Below are 23,328 nucleotides of genomic sequence, written 5' to 3'. Positions count from 1 at the left end.
CAGGCCATCGCCCCGACTGTCCGGCTGGATCTCGACCGGCTGCGAAGCTCAACGTCGCGATGTTCTCGTGCATCGGCCGCCATCTTCGCGCGATCGCGGACGCGCAGCCGCGATCCGCGTCGCGAGATCGGCGAGCGTGTGGCTCGCGCCGAGGTGAACCGGCTCGCGGCGACTGGCTGCATTGCCGGTGGAATACGACGAACCACGTGCCGGCGGCGGCGCTCGGGCCAGATGTCACGTCGTCGCGAGCGTCTAGGAATTCGATGGTGATTCACGATTCAATCAGCGAACCCCGTGATGCCACTGCTGCATCAGCAAGCGATGCTATTTCCCGCCCCACTCGCCAAAACCTCACAATTGCCAACCTCGCCCCAAACCCTGTAGAATCACGCGTTCTGCGGGCGTCGTATAATGGCCATTACCTCAGCTTCCCAAGCTGATGACGTGGGTTCGATTCCCATCGCCCGCTCCACTTTCCCGGCCGTGGATGCCATCCGCAGCCGAAGCACGCGAAGCCGCCTCGTCGAAGGCGGCTTTTTCGTATTTCGTACGCAGTACCGGGCGGCCCGTCCATCGCGACGCCGCCGCGCGCGCCGCGGCACCCGGCCCGCCACTCGCCTTTCATTGCCACGATGACTCACGACGATCCGAACGCTCCCGGCGCGCCGCACGACGACGCCAACGACGCCGCCTCCGCATCGGCGACCGACGCCGCTCCGGCAGCCGGCGCCAGTGGTGGCGGCGACGAATCGAACCCGCTCCACCTGCGCCGCATCCGCAGCTTCGTGACACGCGCCGGCCGCGTGTCGACCGGCCAGCGCCGCGCGCTCGACGAGTTCGGCCCGCGCTTCGTCGTCCCGTACGAGCGCGCGCGGCCGGACTGGGACGCGATCTTCGGCCGCCGCGCGCCGCGCGTGCTCGAGATCGGCTTCGGGATGGGCGCATCGACGGCCGAGATCGCCGCGCTTCGCCCAGACGACGACTTCATCGGCGTCGAGGTGCACGAGCCGGGCGTCGGCGCGCTGCTGAAGCTGATCGGCGAGCAGCAACTGACGAACATCCGGATCATCCAGCACGACGCGGTCGAGGTGCTCGAGCACATGATCGCGCCTGACAGCCTCGACGGCGTCCACATCTTCTTCCCGGACCCGTGGCACAAGGCGCGTCATCACAAGCGCCGGCTGATCCAGCCGCCGTTCGTCGCGCAGCTCGCGGCGCGGCTCAAGCCGGGCGCGTACCTGCATTGCGCGACCGACTGGCAGAACTATGCGGAACAGATGCTCGAGGTGCTCGGCGCCGATCCGACGCTCGAAAACACCGCGGAAGGCTACGCGCCCCGCCCCGACTATCGTCCGGTAACGAAGTTCGAGCGCCGCGGCTTGCGGCTCGGGCACGGCGTGTGGGATCTCGTGTTCCAGAAGCGCGCGAACTGACGCGCGACGCCGCACGGATCACGCGCGGCGTCGGCCGCGGAATCCGTCCGAAGCATGTCCGACAGCGGCGGCGCACCCGCCGCCGCTCATCAGTTGTCGAGGCGCAGAATTACCGAGGCGAAGGACCGCGGCCGCGGCCTCAGGTCCACTCGATCCAGCCGCTGTACCCGACGAGCAGCACGAACAGCCCGAACGCGATCCGGTACCACGCGAACGCGGTGAAATCGTGCGATGCGACGTAGCGCAGCAGCCAGCGCACGCACGCGAATGCGCTGACGAAGGCGGCGACGAGGCCGATCGAGAAGAGGCCGATCGAATCGGCGTCGAATGCGCGCCAGTCCTTGGCGGTCTCGTACAGCGTCGCGCCGAAGATCACCGGGATCGCGAGAAAGAACGAGAATTCGGTCGCGACGCGCCGATCGAGGCCGAACAGTATCCCGCCGATGATCGTCGAGCCGGACCGCGACATCCCCGGAATCAACGCGAAACACTGCGCGAGGCCGACCTTCAGCGCATCGAGCGGCGTCAGCGCATCGATCGACTGCACGCGCGCGGGCGCACCCCGCTCGCGCTGCCGCCCTTCGACCCACAGGATCACCACGCCGCCGACGACGAGCGCGACCGCGACGGGCACCGGCGCGAACAGCACCGATTTGATGGTCTTCTCGAACAGCAGCGCGAGCGAGATCGCCGGGAGTGTCGCGATCACGACGTTCATCACGAAGCGCCGCGCTTCGCGCTGGGCGGGCAGGCCGGTCACGACGTCCACGATCCGGCGGCGGTATTCCCAGCACACGGCGAGAATCGCGCCGAACTGAATCACGACGTCGAACGTCTTCGCCTGTTCGGCATGAAAACGCAGGAAGCTGCCCGCGACGATCAAATGGCCGGTGCTCGACACCGGCAGGAATTCAGTCAGCCCCTCGACGATGCCGAGCGCCAGCGCTTTGCAAATCAGTATCCAATCCATCCGTGGCCCGCTTCAGAAGTGAGTCGAACGAGGCCACGGAACCGCCGCGGCCGCTCCGGCCGCGCGCGGTGCGACGTCACTTTTCGACGATCGCCACGCGTATGCCGTTTGTAAGAATTGTGATTGTACCGGGTTCGTAATTCACGCCGGCAAATTGCAGCTGTTCCGGCTTGAACGTGTAGATCGGATAATTGGTCAGCAATTGAGTCGCGAGCAGGCCGGCCGCCGCGCCGATCTGCTGCGTATACATCTGCGCGTCGCCGTCGACGTTCACGCTGTCGACGGCGGGCGCCTTCAGCACGACCGAGCGGCTCGGCGCGTCGTACGCGAGCTGGCCCGACACGGTGAACTTGCCGTTGACCGGCTCGCGCAGAAACGGGCTCTCGAAGCGCGCGTCGAGGCGCACCGCGACCCGGTTCTGGTCGGGCAGCAGCCCGACCGCCGGATTCGCGAGCGCGACGTCGATCACCTGCGCAACCGTCTTCCGGTACGGGAACTTGCGGGCGACCGCGCGTTGCACGTCGCCTTGCGAGAACGTGTAGTGATCGGGGATGAACGGAAACGTCGACGCGCAAGCGGCAAGCGACGCGGTGACGCCCGCGGCCGCGCACGCGGCGATCAGGAAGCGGCGCCGGCTCGGCGCGCTCGTCTGGGTCATGCTGGATCTCCTGCTGGGGCAAGCGGCGCCGCGGGCCGCGTCTCGGCTTCGAGCCGTGCGAGCCAGGCGAGCGCGTCGGCGCGCGACGCGCCGCACATCTCGTCGCTCGACCGCAGGCCCGAGCAGCACGCCGGCCGCTCCGGGCGGCCGAAGATCGCGCAGCGCTCGCCGTCGACGAGTTGCACGCAGCGCACGCCGGCCGGCTTGCCGTTCGGCATGCCGGGAATCGGGCTCGAGATCGACGGCGCGATGCAGCACGCGCCGCAGCCTTCGCGACACGCGTGCGCGGACGTCTCCCGCGAACTCACGGCAACTTCGCCAATCATCACATCAAATATCCCAAAAGCCACGACAACCGCCGCAACCGCCGAACGGCCGGCCGGCGGCGCGCGGAATCCGTATTGTGCCATCGGCCGCTGCGACGTTATTACACAATTCAATGAAACCGCCGGTTTATATACTGAACGGCGTCACAGAGCACGATTCGAGCTTCCAGCATGACGCCGCCGATCCCGTCCGAAGCGCTGTTTCGCCCCGACCTGCTTGCCAAGTACACGGCGAACGGCCCTCGTTATACGTCCTACCCTCCCGCTCCGCAGTTCCGCGCAGACTTCGATCCGGCCGACTACATCCGCGCGGCCGCCGACCCGGGCGCGTCGGCGAGCGATCTGTCGCTCTATTTTCATATTCCGTTTTGCGCGACCGCGTGCTTCTACTGCGGCTGCAACAAGATCGCGACCCGCAACCGCAAGCGCGCGCGCCCCTATCTCGATCAGTTGAAGCACGAGATCGCGCTGCAGGCGGCGCTCTTCGATCCCGAGCGGACCGTCTCGCAGCTCCACTGGGGCGGCGGCACGCCGACCTTCCTGTCGGACGCCGAAACCACCGAGCTGATGGCGGCGACCCGCGAATACTTCACGCTCGCGTCGGACCGCGCGGGCGAATTCTCGATCGAGATCGACCCGCGCACTGCGTCGCCCGCGACGCTCGTCCATCTGCGCACGATCGGCTTCAACCGCGTGAGCCTCGGCGTGCAGGACTTCGATCGCGACGTGCAGCGCGCGATCAACCGCGTGCAGCCGCTCAAGATGACGTCCGACCTCGTCCGCGCGGCCCGCGCGACCGGCTACCATTCGATCGGCATCGACCTCATCTACGGGCTGCCGCACCAGACCGTGTCGAGCTTCGCGCGCACGCTCGACACGATCGTCGAGCTCGAGCCCGACCGGCTGTCGGTGTTCGGCTACGCGCACATGCCGCATCTGTTCAAGATGCAGCGGCAGATCGACGACGCCGCGCTGCCGCCGCCCGCGACGCGGATCGCGCTCCTCGGCCTCGCGATCGAGCAGCTCACCCGCGCGGGCTACGTGTACATCGGAATGGACCACTTCGCGCGGCCGGGCGACGAGCTCGTGCGCGCGCAGCGCAACGGCACGCTGCAGCGCAACTTCCAGGGCTACAGCACACGCGCGGACGCCGACCTGATCGGCATCGGCGCATCGTCGATCGGCAAGGTCGGCGACGTCTACGCGCAGAACGCGAAGGATCTGCCGCGCTACGGCGCGGCGCTCGCCGAGCAGCGCCTGCCGATCGTGCGAGGCCTGAAGCTGTCCGCCGACGACCGGCTGCGGCGCGACGTGATCACGCACCTGATGTGCAATCTCGTGCTGCCGTTCTCGCATTTCGAGGCGGCGTACGGCATCCGCTTCGCGAACAAGTTCGCGCGCGAGCTCGACACGCTGCGCGGCTTCGAGCGCGACGGCCTGCTGTCGATCGGCGGCGATCATCTGACGATTCATCCGGCGGGGCGCCTGTATGTGCGCAACATCGCGATGGTGTTCGACGCCTACCTGTCGGGCGCGCCCGAAACCCGTTATTCGAAGACCGTCTGAGCGCGAAGGCCGGCGCATCGCGCGCTCGGCCCGCGTTGTTGTTAAAGTGACGGTTTCACCGCACTCCGTTTCCACGCACGATGCGCACCACGCAAGCGACCCGCGCGGTCGAACGCCTGAAAACCCGCACCGGCAATGCACAATACGCGGCGGTCGGCATGCCGGGCGGCCTCTTCTACCTCGTCGACCGTTCGAGCGGCGCGGCCGAAAAGCTCTCCAAGCCGCTGCCGCTCGACGAATTCGTCGCGTTCGTCGACGAGCTCGGCCCGAAGAAGCCGCGCAAGATCAGCAAGTTCGACGTCGCGCTCGAGCAGCAGATCAAGAACAGCAAGCGCTAGCCGGTTTCGTGCCGCAGGCGTTCCGAAGGCAAGACCGCGACCCCGTTTGGTACAATTCGAGAGTTTTTCGTCCCTCGCCCGATTGCCGTCCAGGCAGCATGACACCATGAATATCGAAAAAGCACGTTTCAACATGATCGAACAGCAGATCCGTCCTTGGGATGTACTGGATCTAGACGTCCTGGGCTTGCTGTCGGTCGTCAAGCGTGAGAACTTCGTGCCGGCCGCGTACCGCGACCTGGCCTTCGCCGACATCGAGCTGCCGCTGCCGAACGGCCAGAAGATGCTGTTTCCGCGCGTCGAGGCCCGCGTCCTGCAGGAGCTCGCGGTGAAGAAGCACGAGAACGTGCTCGAGATCGGCGCAGGCTCCGGCTACATGGCGGCGCTCCTCGCCGCGCGCGGCCAGCGCGTGACGACGGTCGAGATCGATCCGGCGCTCGCGAAGTTCGCCGAAGAGAATCTGAAGAAGAACGGCGTGACGAACGTCGAAGTCGCGCTCGGCGACGGCTCGCGCGGCTGGCCTGCGAAGGCGCCGTACGACGTGATCTGCGTGTCGGGCGGCCTGCCCGTCGTTCCGCAAGAGCTGCTCGAGCAGCTGAAGGTGGGCGGCCGCCTCGCCGCGTTCGTCGGCGGCCGGCCGGTGATGAAGGCGCAGATCATCACGCGCATCGACGAGAAGCAATACCGCGTCGCCGACGTGTTCGAAACCTACGTCGATCACCTCGTCAACGCGATCGAGCCGTCGCGCTTCAAGTTCTGAGTCGATTCGTGCCGATGCAGATCCTGACCGCGCCCGCCCTCGCCGAATGGCTGCGCGACCCGGCGCGCCCGGCGCCCGTCGTGCTCGACGTGCGCGAGCCTTGGGAAATCGCGACCGCGAAGATCGACGGCAGCGTGTCGATCCCGATGCAGCAGATCCCCGCGCGCAGCGAGGAGCTCGACGACGAAGCGGAGATCGTCTGCGTGTGCCACCACGGCATGCGCAGCGCGCAAGTCGCGATGTTCCTCGAATCGCGCGGCTTCACGAAGCTCTACAACCTGCAAGGCGGGATCGACGCGTGGTCGCGCGACGTCGATCCGTCGGTGCCGCGCTACTGATCGCGCATCGCGGCGGCGCGCGCTACGCGCGCCGCTTCGCGTGATCGTCCCGCTCAATTTCCCCTTCCCGGCTACTCCGTTTCCTTCAGCGCTTCCGCGACGATCGAGAACAGCTCGACGATCTGCGCCTCCTCGACGATAAGGGGCGGCGAGAACGCGAGGATGTCGCCCGTATAGCGGATCATCGCGCCCTTCCGGAAGCACTTGACGAACACCTCGTATGCGCGCGCGCCGGGCTTGCCGTCGCGCGGCTTCAGCTCGACGCCGCCGACGAGGCCGAGATTGCGCACGTCGATCACGTGGCGCGCGTCCTTCAGCTTGTGGATCTCGCGCTCGAAAATCGGCCCGATCTGCGCGGCGCGCGTAAGGAGCCCATCGCGCTCGTAGAGATCGATCGTCGCGACGGCCGCCGCGGCCGCGAGCGGGTGCCCCGAATACGTATAGCCGTGGAACAGCTCGATGCCGGCCGGCACGCCGTTCACGATCGCGTCGTGGATCGCGCCGCTCGCGGCCACCGCGCCCATCGGCACGGCCGCGTTGTTCGTGCCCTTCGCCATCGTCAGCAGGTCGGGCGTCACGCCGAAGAACTGCGACGCGAACGGCGCGCCGAGCCGCCCCCAGCCGGTGATCACTTCATCGAAGATCAACAGGATGCCGTGCTTGTCGCACAACGCGCGCAGCCGTTCGAGATAGCCCTGCGGCGGAATCAGCACGCCCGTCGAGCCCGCGACCGGCTCGACGATCACGGCGGCGATCGTCGACGCGTCGTGCAGCGCGACGAGCCGCTCCAATTCGTCGGCCAGATGCGCGCCCCACGCGGGCTGTCCCTTCGAGAACGCCGCTTCTTTCAGGTTCAGCGTATGCGGCAGGTGATCGACGGACGGCAGCAGCGCGCCCGAATACGCGTTGCGGTTCGGCGCGATGCCGCCCACCGAGATGCCGCCGAAGCCGACGCCGTGGTAGCCGCGCTCGCGTCCGATGAAACGCGTGCGCTGCCCTTCGCCGCGCGCGCGGTGATACGCGAGCGCGATCTTGAGCGCGGTGTCGACCGCCTCCGATCCGGAGTTCGTGAAGAAGACGTGCTTCAGATCGCCGGGCGTATGGCGCGCGATGCGCGTCGCCGCTTCGAACGCCTTCGGGTGGCCCATCTGGAACGTCGGCGCGAAATCCATCTCCTCGGCCTGCGCCTTCACCGCCGCGACGATCTCGTCTCGCCCGTGTCCCGCGTTCACGCACCAGAGGCCCGCCGTGCCGTCGAGGATGCGGCGGCCATCGTGCGACGTGTAGTACATCCCCTTCGCCGCCACCAGGAGACGCGGCGCCTCCTTGAATTGCCGGTTCGCGGTGAACGGCATCCAGAACGCGGAAAGGTCGGGGGTCTGCGAAACGTGCTCGGCCATGGAGGACTCCTCGGAGATCGATCGAACGAAGTTTGGAATGCGTCGCGATGCGCACTGACGAGCGCGTCGCTCGGGCGCCGCATCGAAGGGAAATCGCATTGAGAGTGTAAGCACGCGGGTCGCGATGCACAACCATGCAGCATGCGCGTGCGCGGTGCTGCACCGCGACGGACCACGCGATGCGCGATCGCGAGCGTCGCAGGCACCGCGTCGCATCGTCGAAAGCCCCGCCGATGGGCGCGCGAACCCGAAAGGCGCGGCATCTGGCACATGCCTTGCGTATTCGGGTTCGCCGCGTGTCCGCTCCGGTGCGCGCCCACACTCCAACAGGCAAGGGGAACTCGATGAAACGTCGCAGTCTTTTGAAGTTCGGATCGATGGCAGGCGTCATGGCGCTCGCGGGGCAAAGCCCCCTCGCGCGCGCGGCGGATTCGGGCAAAGGCCCGATCAAGGTCGGCATCCTGCATTCGCTGTCGGGCACGATGGCGATCTCCGAAACTTCGCTCAAGGACACCGCGCTGATGACGATCGCCGACATCAACAAGAGCGGCGGCGTGCTCGGGCGGCAGATCCAGCCCGTCGTCGTCGACCCCGCGTCGAACTGGCCGCTCTTCGCCGAGAAGGCGCGCCAGCTGCTCACGCAGGACAAGGTCGCGTGCGTGTTCGGCTGCTGGACGTCGGTGTCGCGCAAATCGGTGCTGCCCGTGTTCGAGGAGCTGAACGGCCTGCTCTACTACCCGGTGCAGTACGAAGGCGAAGAGATGTCGCGCAACGTATTCTACACGGGCGCCGCGCCGAACCAGCAGGCGATTCCGGCCGTCGAATACATGATGAGCGCGGAAGGCGGCGGCGCGAAGCGCTTCTTCCTGCTCGGCACCGATTACGTCTATCCGCGCACGACGAACAAGATCCTGCGCGCGTTCCTGAAATCGAAGGGTGTGAAGGAATCCGATATTCAGGAAGTCTACACACCGTTCGGACACAGCGATTATCAAACGATCGTCGCGAATATCAAGACCTTCGCGCAGGGCGGCAAGACGGCGGTGATCTCGACGATCAACGGCGATTCGAACGTGCCGTTCTACAAGGAGCTCGGCAACCAGGGGCTCAAGGCGACCGACGTGCCCGTCGTCGCGTTCTCGGTCGGCGAGGAAGAGCTGCGCGGGATCGACGCGAAGCCGCTCGTCGGGCATCTGGCCGCGTGGAATTACTTCATGTCGGTGAAGGGTCCCGCGAACACGAAGTTCAAGGAGCAGTTCGCCGCGTGGGTGAAGTCGCAGAACCTGCCGGGCGGCGCGAAGCGCGTGACCAACGATCCGATGGAAGCGACCTTCGTCGGCATCCACATGTGGAAGCAGGCGGTCGAGAAGGCGAAGAGCACCGACGTCGACAAGGTGCGCGTCGCGATGATCGGCCAGAGCGTCGCGGCGCCGTCGGGCTTCACGCTGACGATGGACGGCAACCATCACCTGCACAAGCCGGTGATGATCGGCGAGATCCGCGGCGACGGCCAGTTCAACGTCGTCTGGAAGACGAAGACGGCGATCCGCGCGCAACCGTGGAGTCCGTTCATCGCGGGCAATCAGGGCAAGCCCGATGTGGTCGCCTCGATTCCCGAGTTCCTGCGCCGCCGTCGCGCGGCGCTCGCCTGACGCCTCCGCCAGCGCCGCGCAAACGCGGCGCCGCCATCGCGCGCGGCCGCGCCGCGCGTTTTCTCTCCATTCGCGAGGACATACCGATGCCCACGCCCTTGAGCCGCGCCGCCCGTGCGTTCGCGGCGCTCGCCGTCTGCGCGGCATTCGCGCTCGGCGCGCCTCGCGCGGCGTTCGCGGTCACGGCCGCCGACGTCGCCGCGCTGGCCGGCGACGATTTCGACGCGAAGACCACCGCGATCGACCATCTCGCCGCCGAGCGCGACGCCGCCGACGTCGCGCTCTTGAACGCGCTCGCGAACGGCGACGCGCTCGCGACCGACGCGGGACGCATCCTGATCCAGAGCGGCGACACCGCGCACGACGCGCTGACGAACGCGCCGGCGCAGGCGGGCGACGCGCAGCCCGTGATGCTCAACAACCTGCTGCGCACGAAGATCGCGAACGCGCTGTCCGGGCTCGACCTCGCGTCGCCCGATCCCGCGGCGCGGCGCAACGCGATCGACGCGCTGCTGAAGAGCCCCGATGCGTCGCTGAAGCCGATGATCGACGCGGCGCGCGCGAAGGAAACCGACCCGATGCTCAAGCGCCGCCTCGATGCGCTGTGGGCGATCGCCGCGCTGCACGACGCCGATCCGGCGAAGCGCCTCGAAGCGGTACGGCTCGTCGCCGCGCGCAACGAGCTCGACATGATCGAGCAGTTGCGTCCGCTCGTCGCGAAGAACGCCGACGGCAGCTACGCGGAGCCCGATGCGCGCGTGCGCGACGCCGCGCTGCAAGGGCTCGACGCGCTGCACGCGATCCAGCGCCGCGGCGAGATCGTGGGCACGCTGTTCGCCGGGCTGTCGCTCGGCAGCGTGCTGTTGCTCGCCGCGCTCGGCCTCGCGATCACCTACGGTCTCATCGGCGTCATCAACATGGCGCACGGCGAATTCCTGATGATCGGCGCGTACGCGACCTACGTCGTGCAGACGCTCGTGCAGCGCTATGCGCCGGGCGCATTCGACTGGTATCCGCTCGCCGCGATTCCCGCGTCGTTTCTCGCGGCGGCCGCGATCGGCATCGTGCTCGAGCGCACGGTGCTCAAGCACCTGTACGGCCGTCCGCTCGAAACGCTGCTCGCGACCTTCGGCGTGAGCCTCATCCTGATCCAGGCGACGCGGATGATCTTCGGCGCGCAGAACGTGCAGGTCGTGAATCCTTCGTGGATGAGCGGCGGCGTGACCGTGATGCAGAACCTGATCCTGCCGTACAACCGCCTCGCGATCCTCGCGTTCGCGCTCGCCGTGGTGGGCGTCGCGTGGGCGGTGCTGACGAAGACGCGCCTCGGCCTCTTCGTGCGCGCGGTCACGCAGAACCGGCGGATGGCCGCGTGCGTCGGCGTGAAGACGGCGCGCGTCGATTCGTATGCGTTCGCGTTCGGCGCGGGCATCGCAGGCTTGGGCGGCTGCGCGCTGTCGCAGATCGGCAACGTCGGCCCGGATCTCGGCCAAAGCTACATCATCGATTCGTTCATGGCGGTCGTGCTGGGCGGCGTCGGGCAGATCGCGGGCACTGTGCTCGGCGGCTTCGGCCTCGGGCTCGTCAGCAAGGCGATCGAGCCGTTCTGGGGCGCCGTGCTCGCGAAGATCGCAGTGCTCGTGATGATCGTGCTGTTCATCCAGAAACGCCCGCAAGGGATGTTCGCCCTGAAGGGCCGCAGCGCGGAGGCATGACATGACTTCGACGATCCACTCTCTTCCCGTCGCGCCCGCCGCCGCCCCGGTTGCGCCGGCAACGCCCGCCGCGTCGCGCTTCGCGCTCGGCCTGCCGCCGCGCCCCGCGCTGCTGTCGCGGCGCGCGTGGCTCGCGCTCGTCGCGCTGTGCATCGCGGTCGGCGTCGGCGTGCCGCTCGCCGCGCTCGTCGCACCCGAATCGAGCGCATTTCATCTGTCATCCTATGCAATGACGCTCGCGGGCAAGCTGATGTGCTACGCGATCGCGGCGCTCGCGCTCGATCTCGTCTGGGGCTACTGCGGCATTCTGAGCCTCGGGCACGGCCTCTTCTTCGCGCTCGGCGGCTATGCGATCGGCATGTACCTGATGCGCGCGATCGGCCGCGACGGCAAGTACGGCAGCGACCTGCCCGACTTCATGGTGTTCCTCGACTGGCATCAGTTGCCGTGGTACTGGAGCGGCACCGGGTATCTCGCATACGCGCTCGCGCTCGTCGTGCTCGTGCCTGCCGCCGTCGCGTGGGTGTTCGGCTTCTTCACGTTCCGCTCGCGCGTGAAGGGCGTGTACCTGTCGATCATCACGCAGGCGGCGACGTTCGCCGCGATGCTGCTCTTCTATCGCAACGAGACGGGCTTCGGCGGCAACAACGGCTTCACCGACTTCAAGCGCATCGCCGGCTTCGCGATCACGTCGCCCGGCACGCGCACGGTGCTGTTCCTGATGACCTTCGCGACGCTCGTCGCGTCGTTCGTCGCCGCGCGCGCGATCGTCACGAGCAAGCTCGGCCGCGTCGTCACCGCGATCCGCGACGGCGAGACGCGCGTCATGTTCCTCGGCTACAGCCCGCTCGCGTACAAGCTGTTCGTGTGGGTCGTGTCGGCCGTGCTGTGCGGGATCGCGGGCGCGCTGTACGTGCCGCAGGTCGGCATCATCAACCCGAGCGAGATGTCGCCCGGCAACTCGATCGAGATGGCGATCTGGGTCGCGGTGGGCGGCCGCGGCACGCTGATCGGCCCGATCGTCGGCGCCTTCGCCGTCAACGGCGCGAAGAGCGTGTTCACCGCGTACTTCGCCGAATACTGGCTGTTCTTCCTTGGCCTCATCTTCGTGCTCGTGCCGCTCGTGCTGCCGCGCGGCATCATGGGCCTCGTCGAAACCATCGCACGCAAGGGAACGCCACGATGAACGAGAACGCGATGATTCCCGATCTCGCGCAGCCGGACGGCGTCGATCTGCGCGCGGTCAGCGGCACGGCTCAGATGTCGCACGTCGTCACGCCCGGCGCGATCGACACGTCGCACGGCACGATCCTCTATCTCGAGGACGTCGAAGTGAGCTTCGACGGCTTTCGTGCGCTGAGGAAGCTGTCGCTCGCGATCGATGTCGGCGAGCTGCGCTGCGTGATCGGCCCGAACGGCGCCGGCAAGACGACGATGATGGACGTGATCACCGGCAAGACGCGTCCCGACGCGGGCAAGGTGTTCCTCGGACAGACGCTCGACCTTTCGCGGATGAGCGAGCCGGAGATCGCGCGCACGGGCATCGGCCGCAAGTTCCAGAAGCCGACCGTGTTCGAGCAGCATCCGGTATGGGAGAACCTCGAGCTCGCGATGGCGACCGACAAGCGCTGGTTCGCGTCGCTGCGCGCGCGGCTCGATCGTGCGGCGCAAGCGCGGATCGAAGAGACGCTCGCGCTGATCCGGCTCGAAGACAGCGCGTACCGGCTCGCGGGCGAACTGTCGCACGGGCAGAAGCAGCGGCTCGAGATCGGCATGCTGCTGATGCAGCGCCCCGCGCTCCTGCTGCTCGACGAGCCCGCGGCCGGCATGACCGACCACGAGACGATGGCGCTCGCGGAGCTGTTGAACACGCTGCGCGGCACGTGCTCGATGATGGTCGTCGAGCACGACATGGAGTTCGTCGCGGCGCTCGCGGGCGACACGGGCCGCGTGACCGTGATGGCGGAAGGCGCGGTGCTCGCGCAAGGCACGCTCGATCAAGTGAAGCGCGACGAAGCGGTGATCGAGTCTTATCTCGGACGATGATGCGATGCTGACGATCGAATCGCTGAACCAGTACTACGGCGGCAGCCACATCCTGCGCGACGTGACCCTCGCCGCCGACGACGGCAAGCTGACCGTGCTGCTCGGACGCAACGGCGTCGGCAAGACGACGCTGTTGCGCTGCCTGATGGGCGTCGTGCCCACGAAGAGCGGCAGCATCGCGTGGCGCGGCAAGCCGCTCGGCGGGCTGCCGCCCTATGCGCGCGTCGCCGCGGGCCTCGCGTACGTGCCGCAGGGCCGCGACATCTTTCCGCGGCTCACGGTCGAAGAGAACCTGCTCGTCGGCGCGGCGAGCCGCAAGGCGCCGTCGAAAGTGCCCGACCGGATCTACGAACTCTTCCCGGTGCTGAAGGACATGCGCGCGCGGCGCGGCGGCGACCTGTCGGGCGGCCAGCAGCAGCAGCTCGCGATCGGCCGCGCGCTGATGAGCGAGCCGCAGCTCCTGATCCTCGACGAGCCGACGGAAGGCATCCAGCCGTCGATCATCCAGGACATCGGCCGCACGCTGCGGCAGCTCGTCGACGAAACGAGGATGACAGTGCTGCTCGTCGAACAGTATTACGATTTCGCGCGCTCGATCGCCGATCGCTACTGGGTGATGAGCCGCGGCGAGATCGTCGCGGGCGGCGCGGGCAGCGAGATGGACGCGCATCGCGTGCGCGAGCTGATCGCGGTCTGATTGCGGTCTGATTGCGGTCTGAGCGGCGCGATTCGTATCGGACGACGTACTGAACGTTGCGCGCGCGCCGGACGATATCCGCGAGCGGCCAGCGCGCCTCGAAGCCGCCCGCTCGCGCGCCGTCCCCCGCTCGCGGAAGCGAGCCGGTATCCTGTAGCATTGGCGCGCCCGCTTTTCCGATTCGACCGATGTCCGCCCACGAACCCCACGCTTCACTCGTCCGCCCTGCCGCCAAGGCATGGCACGCCCGGCTCGAACTCGGCTTCGAGCGGCAGCAGACGGGTCGCACCGCGCTCGTCCATCGCCGGCACGTCGGGCCGCTGCGCGTGCAGCGCGCGCTCTATCCGGAAGGCGACGCGATCTGCCACGCGGTGATCGTCCATCCGCCGGGCGGCGTCGCGGGCGGCGACCGGCTCGAGATCGACGTGAGGCTCGCCGCCGACGCGCACGCGGTGCTGACGACGCCCGGCGCGACGAAGTGGTACAAGTCGAACGGGCTCGACGCGCGGCAGCGAATCGACATCGACGTCGGCGCGCACGCGAAGCTCGATTGGCTGCCGCAGAACAATCTGTTCTTCGACGCCGCGCAGGCGTCGCTCGAATTCGTACTGAAGCTCGGCGACGGCGCGAGCGTGCTCGGCTGGGACGCGACGCAGCTCGGCCGCCAGGCGGCGGGCGAAGCGTGGTCGACGGGCAGCATCGCATCGTTCTCGAAGATCGTCGGTCCGTCGGGGCGGCCGCTGTGGGTCGAGCGCGCGCGCCTCGATGCGGTCGATCCGCTGCGCGCCGCGCCGCAAGGGCTCGGCGGCTTTCCCGTCTACGGCACGCTCTGGGCGCTCGGCGCCGCATGCACCGACGCGCTCGCCGAATCGATCGCGCCCGCCCTGCCGTTCGACGATGCGCTGCGTGCAGGCGTCACCTGCGTCGCGCCCGGCGTGATGCTCATCCGCGCGCTCGCCCATTCGATGGAGGCGCTGCAGCGTCTGTTCGTCGCGCAATGGCTCGCGCTGCGCCCGATCGTCCATGGCGTCGATGCGATGCCGCTGCGCCTCTGGCAAACCTGAACGCCGCACGTTCCTGACGCACGCCTTTCGGAAAAACGCGCCATCGCGGTGCGCGCCGCACCGTCGCGCAGCACGAACGCGCGCGGAAAACGCATGGCACGTGCCTTGCTCGCCCATTCCCGAAGGCTTCGCCGCACGCGCACGGTCGCGGTGCTACGATAACTTCGCGGCCGCCGCGACGCGCGCCGCCCGAATATTACGTTTTCCAAAATGTTTCTTTCATGAAACTGACTCCCCGAGAAAAAGACAAGTTGTTGATCTTCACGGCGGCGCTCCTCGCCGAACGCCGCCGAGCCCGCGGGCTCAAGCTCAACTACCCGGAGACGGTCGCGTTCATCACGGCCGCGCTGATGGAAGCGGCGCGCGACGGCAAGACGGTCGCCGAAGTGATGCACTACGGCACGACGCTTCTGACGCGCGACGACGTGATGGAAGGCGTGCCCGACATGATTCCCGACATCCAGGTCGAAGCGACGTTTCCCGACGGCACGAAGCTCGTCACCGTCCACCACCCGATTCCGTGAAGGCGCGCCATGATTCACCGCTTGGTTCATTCCCTCCCGCATTCCGCCGACGGAAGCCGCGCCCTTCGCACGCTTTGCCGGGAGGGCGCATGATCCCCGGCGAATTCCTGACCGACGACGGCGAGCATGAGCTGAACGTCGGCCGCAAGACGATCGAGCTCGTCGTCGCGAACACGGGCGATCGCCCGGTGCAGGTCGGCTCGCACTATCACTTCCACGAAGTCAACGACGCGCTGTCGTTCGATCGCGCAGCCGCGCGCGGCTTTCGGCTGAACATCGCGGCCGGCACCGCGGTGCGCTTCGAGCCGGGCCAGGCGCGCACGGTCGAGCTCGTCGAGCTCGCGGGCGCGCGCGCCGTCTACGGCTTCCAGGGCAAGGTGATGGGGCCGCTCTGAGCACCCGCCCCGACGCGACTCGCTGATACGCCCGCACGGGCATCCGAAGGATTCGACGACATGACATTACGTTTGAGCCGCCGCGCGTACGCGGAAATGTACGGGCCGACGACGGGCGACCGCATTCGCCTGGCGGACACCGAGCTGCTGATCGAAGTCGAGCGCGACTACACGGTCTACGGCGAAGAAGTGAAGTTCGGCGGCGGCAAGGTGATCCGCGACGGCATGGGCCAGTCGCAGCTGCCCGCGGCCGACGTCGCCGACACCGTGATCACGAACGCGGTGATCCTCGATCACTGGGGAATCGTGAAGGCGGACATCGCGATCAAGCACGGCCGCATCGCGGCGATCGGCAAGGCGGGCAATCCGGACATCCAGCCGGGCGTGACGATCGCGATCGGCGCGGCGACCGAGATCATCGCGGGCGAAGGATTGATCGTGACGGCGGGCGGCATCGACACGCACATCCATTTCATCAGCCCGCAGCAGATCGACGAGGCGCTCGCATCGGGCGTCACGACGATGCTCGGCGGCGGCACGGGGCCGGCCACCGGCACCAACGCGACGACCTGCACGCCGGGCCCGTGGCACATGGAGCGGATGCTGCAGGCGGCCGACGGCTGGCCGATCAATCTCGGCTTTCTCGGCAAGGGCAACGCGAGCCGGCCGCAGCCGCTCGTCGAGCAGATCGAAGCCGGCGCGATCGGCCTCAAGCTGCACGAAGACTGGGGCACGACGCCCGCCGCGATCGACAACTGCCTGACGGTCGCCGACGACACCGACACGCAGGTCGCGATCCACACCGATACGCTGAACGAAGGCGGCTTCGTCGAAGCGACGGTAGCCGCGTTCAAGGGCCGCACGATCCATACGTACCACACCGAAGGCGCGGGCGGCGGCCACGCGCCCGACATCCTGAAGGTGTGCGGCGAGCCGAACGTGCTGCCGTCGTCGACGAATCCGACGCGCCCTTACACGATCAACACGCTCGACGAGCACCTCGACATGCTGATGGTGTGCCATCACCTCGATCCGTCGATCGCCGAGGATCTCGCATTCGCCGAATCGCGGATCCGCCGCGAGACGATCGCGGCCGAGGACATCCTGCACGATCTCGGCGCGCTGTCGATGCTGTCGTCCGATTCGCAGGCGATGGGCCGCGTCGGCGAAGTGATCATCCGCACGTGGCAGACCGCGCACAAGATGAAGGTGCAGCGCGGCGCGCTCGCCGAAGACGGCACGCGCCACGACAACTTCCGTGCGAAGCGCTACGTCGCGAAATACACGATCAACCCGGCGCTCACGCACGGCATCGCGCACGAAGTCGGGTCGATCGAGCCGGGCAAGTGGGCGGACCTCGTGCTGTGGGAACCCGCGTTCTTCGGGATCAAGCCCACGATGATCATCAAGGGCGGCATGATCGCGGTCGCGCAGATGGGCGATCCGAACGCGTCGATTCCGACGCCGCAGCCCGTCCACTACCGCGAAATGTTCGCGACGCGCGGCGGCGCGCTCGCGCGCACGTCGCTCACGTTCGTGTCGCAACTCGCGCTCGACGCGGGCATCGCCGAACGCTACGGGCTCGCGAAGCGGCTCGTGCCGGTGCGCGGCTGCCGCACGGTGACGAAGCACGACATGGTTCACAACGCATGGCGTCCCGCGATCAGCGTCGACCCCGAGACCTACGACGTCGTCGCCGACGGCACGCTGCTCACCTGCGAGCCCGCCGCCGTGCTGCCGATGGCGCAACGCTATTTCCTGTTCTGAAGTCCTGAAGAATCATCATGCGCACGATCGATAAACGCATCGCCCCGAACGTGAAGCTCGCCGCGCCGCTCGTCGCGCGCGCGCCGACGCTCACGCTCGCCTACGACGCACGCTGCAGGAGCCGGCTCGCCGCGACGCTCGACACGGGCGAAGAAATTGCGCTCGTGCTGCCGCGCGGCACGGTGCTCGCCGACGGCGACGTGCTCGTCGCCGACGACGGCGCGCTCGTGCGCGTCGCCGCGGCTGCCGAAGCCGTGCTGCTCGTGCGCGCGCCCGACGCGCTCACGCTCACGCGCGCCGCATACCACCTCGGCAACCGGCATACGCCGGTCGAGGTCGGCACGGACTACCTGAAGCTCGAATACGATCCCGTGCTCGCCGACATGCTGACGCGGCTCGGCGCGGCGATCGAGCGCGCGAACGCGCCGTTCCATCCGGAGGCCGGCGCGTACGGCGGCGGACATCGGCACGGCCACGACGCGACGTTCGCCGAGGATTACGCGCTCGCGCAGCAGGTGTTCGACGAGCACCACGGCCACTCGCACTCGCACTCGCACTCGCACTCGCACTCGCACTCGCACGATCACGATCACGATCACGATCACGATCACGATCACGATCATCAGCATGGTCCGTCCTGCTCGCACGGTCATGACCATGGACACCGCTGAACTCGTCGCGCTCCTGCATCTCGCGTCGCCGGCGCTGCCGATCGGCGCGTTCAGTTATTCGCAGGGACTCGAGGCCGCGCTCGACGCACCGCTGATCCGCGACGCCGACGGCGCCCGCGACTGGATCGCGAGCGGCCTGACCGACGTGCTCGCACACGGCGAGCTGCCGTTCCTCGCGCATCAGCTCGCGCGCTGGCATGCGCACGACGCGGCCGCGCTCGCCGACGCGAACGAAGAGTTCGTCGCGAGCCGCGAATCGTCCGAACTGCGCCGCGAGACCGAGCAGATGGGCTGGTCGCTCGCGCAGTTATGCGCGTCGCTCGAATGGGGCGACGCCGCGCGCCGCGCGACGCTCGCATCGATCTCGCCGATCGCGCTGCCAACCGCATTCGCATTCGCCGCCGCCGCGCACGGCGCGACGCCCGATGCGACGCTCGCCGCGTATGCGTTCGGCTGGGTCGAAAACCAGACGGCCGCCGCGATCAAGGCGGTGCCGCTCGGCCAGCTGGCCGGCCAGAAGATCATCGTCGCGCTGCGCGAGCCGATCCGCGCCGCGGTGCGCCGCGCGCTCGCGACGCCGCCCGACGCGATCAACACGTTCGCGCCGCAGCTCGGCATCCTGTCCGCGCGGCACGAATCGCAGTATTCGCGCCTGTTCCGCTCGTAAGCATCCCCAAGCATTCCCGGACATCGCAATGAACGCACCTCTCACCGCGGCGGCCCGCCGCACGAAGAAGCTCCCGCCGCTGCGCGTCGGCATCGGCGGCCCCGTCGGCTCCGGCAAGACGACGCTCCTCGAAATGCTCTGCAAGGGCATGCGCGACCGCTACGACCTCGTCGCGATCACGAACGACATCTATACGAAGGAGGATCAGCGCCTCCTGACGATCGCGGGCGCGCTGCCCGAGGAACGGATCATGGGCGTCGAGACGGGCGGCTGCCCGCACACGGCGATCCGCGAGGACGCGTCGATCAATCTCGAGGCGGTCGACCGGATGCTCTCGCGCTTCCCGGATGCGGACATCGTCTTCATCGAATCGGGCGGCGACAATCTCGCCGCAACGTTCAGCCCCGAACTGTCGGACCTGACGATCTACGTGATCGACGTCGCGGGCGGCGAGAAGATTCCGCGCAAGGGCGGCCCGGGGATCACGAAATCGGACCTGCTCGTGATCAACAAGACCGATCTCGCGCCGCTCGTCGGCGCGAACCTCGACGTGATGGCGTCCGACACGAAGAAGATGCGCGGCGAGCGCCCGTACGTGATGTGCAATCTGAAGGCGCTCGACGGCGTCGCCGACGTGATCGCTTTCATCGAGAAGAAAGGATTGCTGACGGTCTGAGCGTGCGGCGTGCGGCGTGCGGCGTGCGGCGTGCGGCGGGCGGCGGGCGGCGTGCGGCGTGCGGCGGGCGGCGGGCGGCGTGCGGCGGGCGGCGGGCGGCGGGCGGCGGGCGGCGGGCGGCGTCGCGCGATCGACGAACCGCGCAGCGCAGCGCCGCGATCGCGCGATGCAGAAGCTCCGCGACAGCGACGAAGCCGCCGTCGCGCGACTCGCATGATCTCGCACGGCGACACTCAGTCGATTGCAGTCCCCGCGTCGAGCCCGCCCGCTTCGCCGTCGCCGTCGCTGTCGTCGCTCGCCGCCGGCGCGACGCGCGGCGGCGGCAGCAGCGCATTCAGCACGTCGACCGTGCGCGCGGTCGCGCCGCGATGCCGCGCGGCGAACGCGGCGCCCGCCGCGCCCATCGCGATGCGGCGCGCGTGATCGGCGAACAGGTCGTCGAGCGTGCGCGCGAGATCGGCCGGATCCTGCACCTGCGCGCACGCGCCCGCCGCGACCGCGTCGGCCGTCGCCTGCGTGAAGTTGAACACGTGCGGCCCGATCAGCACCGGCACGCCGACCGCGCACGCTTCGATCAGATTCTGCCCGCCTAGCGGCAACAGGCTGCCGCCGATGAACGCCACGTCGGCGGCCGCATAGTACGCGCCCAGCTCGCCCATCGAATCGCCGAGCAGCACCGCGACGTCCGCCGGCAGCGCCGAAGCGGCCGGCTGCCCGGCCGCGGCCGCTGCCGCGTCGGCCGCCCATTCGGTGCGGCGCGCGTGGCGCAGCCCGCGCCGCTCGACGAGCGCCGCGACTTCGGCAAAACGCTGCGGATGGCGCGGCACGAGAACCAGCAGCGCATCCGGCGTCTTCAGCGCGGCGAACGCATCGAGCACGAGCGCCTCTTCGCCGTCGCGCGTGCTCGCCGCGACCCACACCGGCCGCTCGCCGATCGCCGCTCGCCACGCGCGTCCGCGCGCGGCGAGCTCCGGCAGCGTCGACATGTCGAACTTCAGATTGCCGAGCACCGAGACGTTGCGTGCGCCGAGCGACGTCAGGCGCTCCGCGTCGGCCGGGCTTTGCGCGAGCACGCGCGAGAGGCCGCCGAACACTTCGCGCGCGGCCGAGCCGAACTTCGCCGCGCGCCTGAACGAGCGCGCCGACATCCGCGCGTTCGTCAGCACGAGCGGCACGTCGGCGCGACGGCATTCGTCGATCAGCGTCGGCCATACTTCGGTTTCCATCACGAGTCCGAGCGACGGCCGCCATGCACGCAGGAAGCGTCGCACGACGTGCGGCAGATCGTACGGCAGATAGCAGCGCGACACGCGTTCGCCGAAGATCTGCTCGCCCGTCGCGCGGCCGCTCGGCGTCATGTGCGTGAGCAGGATGTGCACGTCGGGGCGCGCGCGCATCAATGCTTCGATGAGCGGCTGCGCGGCGCGCGTCTCGCCGACCGACACCGCATGCACCCAGACGATCGGCGTCGGTTCGTCGACGCCGCGCGCGCCCGCGCGGCCCGGTCCGAAGCCGAAGCGCTCGCCGATGTGCTCGCGATAGCCGCGCTCCTTGCGCGAGCGCCACAGCAGGCGCAGCACCGCGAGCGGCGCGATCAGCCACCACAGCGCCCGATAGATCGCTCTCAGCATCGCGCGGCAGCTCCGGCGATGAAAACGTCGCGCGCGCTCAAACGAGGGCCCTGCCCTGCAGGCGTTCGAGAATGCCGAGCGGCGCGCGCTCCGGATGGGCCATCGCGCCGACCGGCAGGAAGAAGGTCTGCTCGAGCATGAACTGGCCGGACATCACCGCGTGCGACGCCTGATCGGAGAAGCAGACCCACACGCTGCCCGACGGGAACGGCATCGTCTGCTGCGGGCTGTGCTTCTGATAGTCGAGATCGGCCTTCATGCTGTCATGCAGGTTCAGCATCAGGTGATCGTACGCACTGCGGCGCGTCTTCGTCACGTGCAGCAACTCGAGCAGCCACGCGGCGCCCGGCAACTGCGGCTTGATGCGCGGCAGGAAGCGCTTCGCGACGTCCTCGAACGGCTCGCCGACGCGCCACACGCGAGGCACGCCCGCCGGATTCACGTTCGTGAACACGCGCAGGATCCGCTCGCCGTAGTTCGGCCGCGACGGAAACGCGTCGACGTGCAGGCGGCTGTCGTCCTTGCGCCACGACGTCTGGCGCGTCTCGACCTGCATCAGGCGCAGGCTCGTCGGCGCGACCCGCAGCTTGCCGCGGTACTCGGGAAAGAGCCCGTCGACGAGCGTGCCCGCCTGCTTCTGGAAGCGCGCGATCAGCGCGCGCACGGCCGATTGCGTGACGGCGTCGCCGACCACGCCGGCGAGCGCGCCGCCGCTCGGCGCGAGACTGATGTTCTTGCGTTTCGGATCGGCGAGCGCGGGATCGAGGAGCGCTTCCTCGCCGCCTTCGATCGCGAAGCGCAAATGCGGAAAGAACAGCACCTTGCCGTCCTCGAGGCCGCCGAGCAGCTGCTCGCGCGGCACGGACAGTTGTTGCCCGCTCCAGTCGGCGGACGCTATTTCGATGATCTGGGATTCGCTCATGATCGCCTGTCGGGATTACAAGAGGCCGAACGACGCGAGTGCGTCCTTCACCTGCGAAAGGGACGGCGGCGCGCCGGCGGTGCCGAGATTGACGATGTCGGGCGACCAGTAGCCGCCCGTGCGCCAGGCTGTCGCGAAATTGTACAGTTCGACCGTCGGACGCTTCAGCGCCGCCGCGATGTGGACGAGGCCCGTGTCGACGCCGACCGTCGCCGCCGCGCCGTCGATGAGGCCGACGACCGCGGGCAGCGACAGCTTCGGCGGCACGATCGCCGCCGCGCCGAACGCCTTCGCGAGGCGCTCGCTCGTCGCGCGCTCGGCGTCGCTGCCCCACGGCAGCACGAGCGACGCGCCACGCCGCACGAGCGCTTCGCCGAGGGCGATCCATGCGTCGTCGGGCCATTGCTTGTCGGCGCGCGACGTCGCATGGACGAACACGACGTACGGCACCGGCAGGTTCAGTTCGAGCGACGCGAGCGCACGCGACGCGCCGCGCGTGTCGAGGCCGAAGTCGATCGAATCGTCGGGCGTCGGCGCGGGATCGCCGAGCGCGGCCGCGACGAGCTGCCGCGAACGCTCGACGACGTGCGTGCGCGGCGCGATCGGCACGCGCTTGCCATAGAAGAAGCGCACCGGCCACTCGTAGCCGGCGCCGTCGGTGCGGTTGCCGAGGCCGACGAGCGGCCCGCGCGCCCAGCTCGCGACCCATGCGGTCTTGATGAGCCCCTGGCAGTCGATCACGAGGTCGTAGCGCTCTGCCGCGAGGCGCCGCCGGAACGCGCGGATCTCGCGCCACGTCGCGGACGAGCCCAGATGCTTGCGCCAGCGCCGCAGCGAGAACGGCAGCACGTTGCGCACGCCGTCGACGAGCCGCACGAGGTCGGCGAAGCCTTCCTCGACGAGCCAGTCGATCTGCGCATCGGGATGACGCCGGCGAATGTCGGCGATCACCGGCATGTTATGCACGACGTCGCCTAGCGACGACACGCGCACGATCAGAATTTTTTGCACGCTGAAAGAGATGGCCGGCAGCCGCCGGCACTGGCCGAAAGGACGGATTTTATCGCGCCGGGCGGCCGGCACAGACAAAAAGCGGCGAACGCACGAGTGCG

Annotated in this window: 24 protein-coding genes and 1 tRNA gene; 18 read left to right on the top strand and 7 right to left on the bottom strand. The window is 68.5% G+C overall.

Annotated elements, in window-relative coordinates:
• The first annotated feature begins 397 nt into the window (after positions 1 to 397).
• Both BG90_RS12065 and trmB read left to right on the top strand, forming a co-directional pair.
• Positions 398 to 472, top strand: a tRNA-Gly gene (locus BG90_RS12065).
• A 160-nt stretch (positions 473 to 632) separates the two neighbouring features.
• Positions 633 to 1,433 (top strand): tRNA (guanosine(46)-N7)-methyltransferase TrmB, encoded by an 801-nt coding sequence (gene trmB / locus BG90_RS12060; protein ID WP_010105811.1) that lies wholly within the window; start codon positions 633 to 635, stop codon positions 1,431 to 1,433.
• Positions 1,434 to 1,572: 139 nt separating this feature from the next.
• On the opposite strand, the gene BG90_RS12055 is transcribed toward trmB, so the two are convergent.
• The 3 genes from BG90_RS12055 to BG90_RS12045 all read right to left on the bottom strand — a co-directional run bounded on the left by BG90_RS12055 (position 1,573) and on the right by BG90_RS12045 (position 3,387).
• A complete protein-coding gene (locus BG90_RS12055) occupies positions 1,573 to 2,403 on the bottom strand; it encodes an undecaprenyl-diphosphate phosphatase (protein ID WP_010116677.1) in 831 nt (276 codons plus the stop codon).
• Positions 2,404 to 2,479: 76 nt separating this feature from the next.
• On the bottom strand, positions 2,480 to 3,061 hold the full coding sequence (locus tag BG90_RS12050; protein ID WP_010105815.1) for a DUF1439 domain-containing protein: 582 nt from the start codon (positions 3,059 to 3,061) through the stop codon (positions 2,480 to 2,482).
• Positions 3,058 to 3,387: a YkgJ family cysteine cluster protein gene (locus tag BG90_RS12045; RefSeq protein ID WP_010105818.1), complete on the bottom strand. Its 330-nt coding sequence runs from the start codon at positions 3,385 to 3,387 to the stop codon at positions 3,058 to 3,060. Before BG90_RS12045 ends, BG90_RS12050 begins: the two co-directional genes overlap by 4 nt.
• 171 nt (positions 3,388 to 3,558) lie before the next feature.
• Between BG90_RS12045 and hemN the strand changes: the two genes are divergently transcribed.
• The 4 genes from hemN to BG90_RS12025 all read left to right on the top strand — a co-directional run bounded on the left by hemN (position 3,559) and on the right by BG90_RS12025 (position 6,389).
• On the top strand, positions 3,559 to 4,953 hold the full coding sequence (gene hemN, locus BG90_RS12040; RefSeq protein WP_010116678.1) for an oxygen-independent coproporphyrinogen III oxidase: 1,395 nt from the start codon (positions 3,559 to 3,561) through the stop codon (positions 4,951 to 4,953).
• Positions 4,954 to 5,033: 80 nt separating this feature from the next.
• Positions 5,034 to 5,291, top strand: a complete 258-nt coding sequence (locus BG90_RS12035; RefSeq protein WP_010105822.1) for a hypothetical protein — start codon at positions 5,034 to 5,036, stop codon at positions 5,289 to 5,291.
• A 106-nt stretch (positions 5,292 to 5,397) separates the two neighbouring features.
• Positions 5,398 to 6,051 (top strand): protein-L-isoaspartate O-methyltransferase family protein, encoded by a 654-nt coding sequence (locus BG90_RS12030; RefSeq protein ID WP_010105824.1) that lies wholly within the window; start codon positions 5,398 to 5,400, stop codon positions 6,049 to 6,051.
• A gap of 14 nt (positions 6,052 to 6,065) precedes the next feature.
• Positions 6,066 to 6,389, top strand: a complete 324-nt coding sequence (locus tag BG90_RS12025) for a rhodanese-like domain-containing protein (protein ID WP_010105826.1) — start codon at positions 6,066 to 6,068, stop codon at positions 6,387 to 6,389.
• A gap of 71 nt (positions 6,390 to 6,460) precedes the next feature.
• Here BG90_RS12025 and aptA read toward each other — a convergent pair whose 3' ends face one another.
• Positions 6,461 to 7,789 carry an omega-aminotransferase AptA gene (gene aptA, locus BG90_RS12020; RefSeq protein WP_010105827.1) on the bottom strand — a complete coding sequence of 443 codons (1,329 nt, stop codon included), beginning with the start codon at positions 7,787 to 7,789 and terminating at the stop codon, positions 6,461 to 6,463.
• Positions 7,790 to 8,133: 344 nt separating this feature from the next.
• Here aptA and urtA point away from each other — a divergent pair, with 344 nt between their 5' ends.
• The 12 genes from urtA to ureG all read left to right on the top strand — a co-directional run bounded on the left by urtA (position 8,134) and on the right by ureG (position 19,663).
• The gene (gene urtA, locus BG90_RS12015; RefSeq protein ID WP_010105828.1) at positions 8,134 to 9,441 is read left to right on the top strand and encodes an urea ABC transporter substrate-binding protein; all 1,308 of its coding nucleotides are present in this window, start codon (positions 8,134 to 8,136) and stop codon (positions 9,439 to 9,441) included.
• Positions 9,442 to 9,527: 86 nt separating this feature from the next.
• A complete protein-coding gene (urtB, locus tag BG90_RS12010; protein WP_025989955.1) occupies positions 9,528 to 11,156 on the top strand; it encodes an urea ABC transporter permease subunit UrtB in 1,629 nt (542 codons plus the stop codon).
• Between the two features lies 1 nt (position 11,157).
• Complete coding sequence (urtC, locus tag BG90_RS12005) at positions 11,158 to 12,342, top strand: urea ABC transporter permease subunit UrtC (protein WP_045568141.1); 1,185 nt, start codon at positions 11,158 to 11,160, stop codon at positions 12,340 to 12,342.
• Positions 12,339 to 13,202, top strand: a complete 864-nt coding sequence (urtD, locus tag BG90_RS12000) for an urea ABC transporter ATP-binding protein UrtD (protein WP_010116687.1) — start codon at positions 12,339 to 12,341, stop codon at positions 13,200 to 13,202. Before urtC ends, urtD begins: the two co-directional genes overlap by 4 nt.
• A gap of 4 nt (positions 13,203 to 13,206) precedes the next feature.
• Positions 13,207 to 13,899: an urea ABC transporter ATP-binding subunit UrtE gene (urtE, locus tag BG90_RS11995; protein WP_010116689.1), complete on the top strand. Its 693-nt coding sequence runs from the start codon at positions 13,207 to 13,209 to the stop codon at positions 13,897 to 13,899.
• Positions 13,900 to 14,087: 188 nt separating this feature from the next.
• Entirely contained in the window at positions 14,088 to 14,963 is an 876-nt protein-coding gene (locus BG90_RS11990; protein ID WP_010116691.1) for an urease accessory protein UreD, read from the top strand.
• Positions 14,964 to 15,184: 221 nt separating this feature from the next.
• Positions 15,185 to 15,487: an urease subunit gamma gene (gene ureA / locus BG90_RS11985; RefSeq protein ID WP_010105834.1), complete on the top strand. Its 303-nt coding sequence runs from the start codon at positions 15,185 to 15,187 to the stop codon at positions 15,485 to 15,487.
• A gap of 89 nt (positions 15,488 to 15,576) precedes the next feature.
• The gene (locus BG90_RS11980; RefSeq protein WP_010105836.1) at positions 15,577 to 15,882 is read left to right on the top strand and encodes an urease subunit beta; all 306 of its coding nucleotides are present in this window, start codon (positions 15,577 to 15,579) and stop codon (positions 15,880 to 15,882) included.
• Between the two features lie 60 nt (positions 15,883 to 15,942).
• Positions 15,943 to 17,649: an urease subunit alpha gene (ureC, locus tag BG90_RS11975; protein ID WP_025989956.1), complete on the top strand. Its 1,707-nt coding sequence runs from the start codon at positions 15,943 to 15,945 to the stop codon at positions 17,647 to 17,649.
• A 17-nt stretch (positions 17,650 to 17,666) separates the two neighbouring features.
• Complete coding sequence (ureE, locus tag BG90_RS11970) at positions 17,667 to 18,320, top strand: urease accessory protein UreE (RefSeq protein WP_010116696.1); 654 nt, start codon at positions 17,667 to 17,669, stop codon at positions 18,318 to 18,320.
• Positions 18,307 to 18,987, top strand: coding sequence for an urease accessory protein UreF (locus BG90_RS11965; RefSeq protein ID WP_010105840.1), 681 nt, complete (start codon positions 18,307 to 18,309; stop codon positions 18,985 to 18,987). Before ureE ends, BG90_RS11965 begins: the two co-directional genes overlap by 14 nt.
• A gap of 28 nt (positions 18,988 to 19,015) precedes the next feature.
• The gene (ureG, locus tag BG90_RS11960) at positions 19,016 to 19,663 is read left to right on the top strand and encodes an urease accessory protein UreG (protein ID WP_010105841.1); all 648 of its coding nucleotides are present in this window, start codon (positions 19,016 to 19,018) and stop codon (positions 19,661 to 19,663) included.
• A gap of 233 nt (positions 19,664 to 19,896) precedes the next feature.
• Here ureG and waaA read toward each other — a convergent pair whose 3' ends face one another.
• From waaA to waaC, 3 genes are read right to left on the bottom strand one after another with little or no spacing between them, the layout of a single operon-like run.
• The gene (gene waaA / locus BG90_RS11955; RefSeq protein WP_045568140.1) at positions 19,897 to 21,294 is read right to left on the bottom strand and encodes a lipid IV(A) 3-deoxy-D-manno-octulosonic acid transferase; all 1,398 of its coding nucleotides are present in this window, start codon (positions 21,292 to 21,294) and stop codon (positions 19,897 to 19,899) included.
• A 37-nt stretch (positions 21,295 to 21,331) separates the two neighbouring features.
• On the bottom strand, positions 21,332 to 22,216 hold the full coding sequence (locus BG90_RS11950) for a Kdo hydroxylase KdoO (RefSeq protein WP_010105857.1): 885 nt from the start codon (positions 22,214 to 22,216) through the stop codon (positions 21,332 to 21,334).
• Positions 22,217 to 22,231: 15 nt separating this feature from the next.
• The gene (gene waaC / locus BG90_RS11945; protein WP_162486573.1) at positions 22,232 to 23,299 is read right to left on the bottom strand and encodes a lipopolysaccharide heptosyltransferase I; all 1,068 of its coding nucleotides are present in this window, start codon (positions 23,297 to 23,299) and stop codon (positions 22,232 to 22,234) included.
• Positions 23,300 to 23,328: the final 29 nt, after the last annotated feature.

It is taken from the genome of Burkholderia oklahomensis C6786 (assembly GCF_000959365.1).
Classification (GTDB): Bacteria; Pseudomonadota; Gammaproteobacteria; order Burkholderiales; family Burkholderiaceae; genus Burkholderia; species Burkholderia oklahomensis.
Note: the sequence above shows the minus strand (reverse complement) of the source record. Positions and strands in the feature narration are given on the sequence as shown.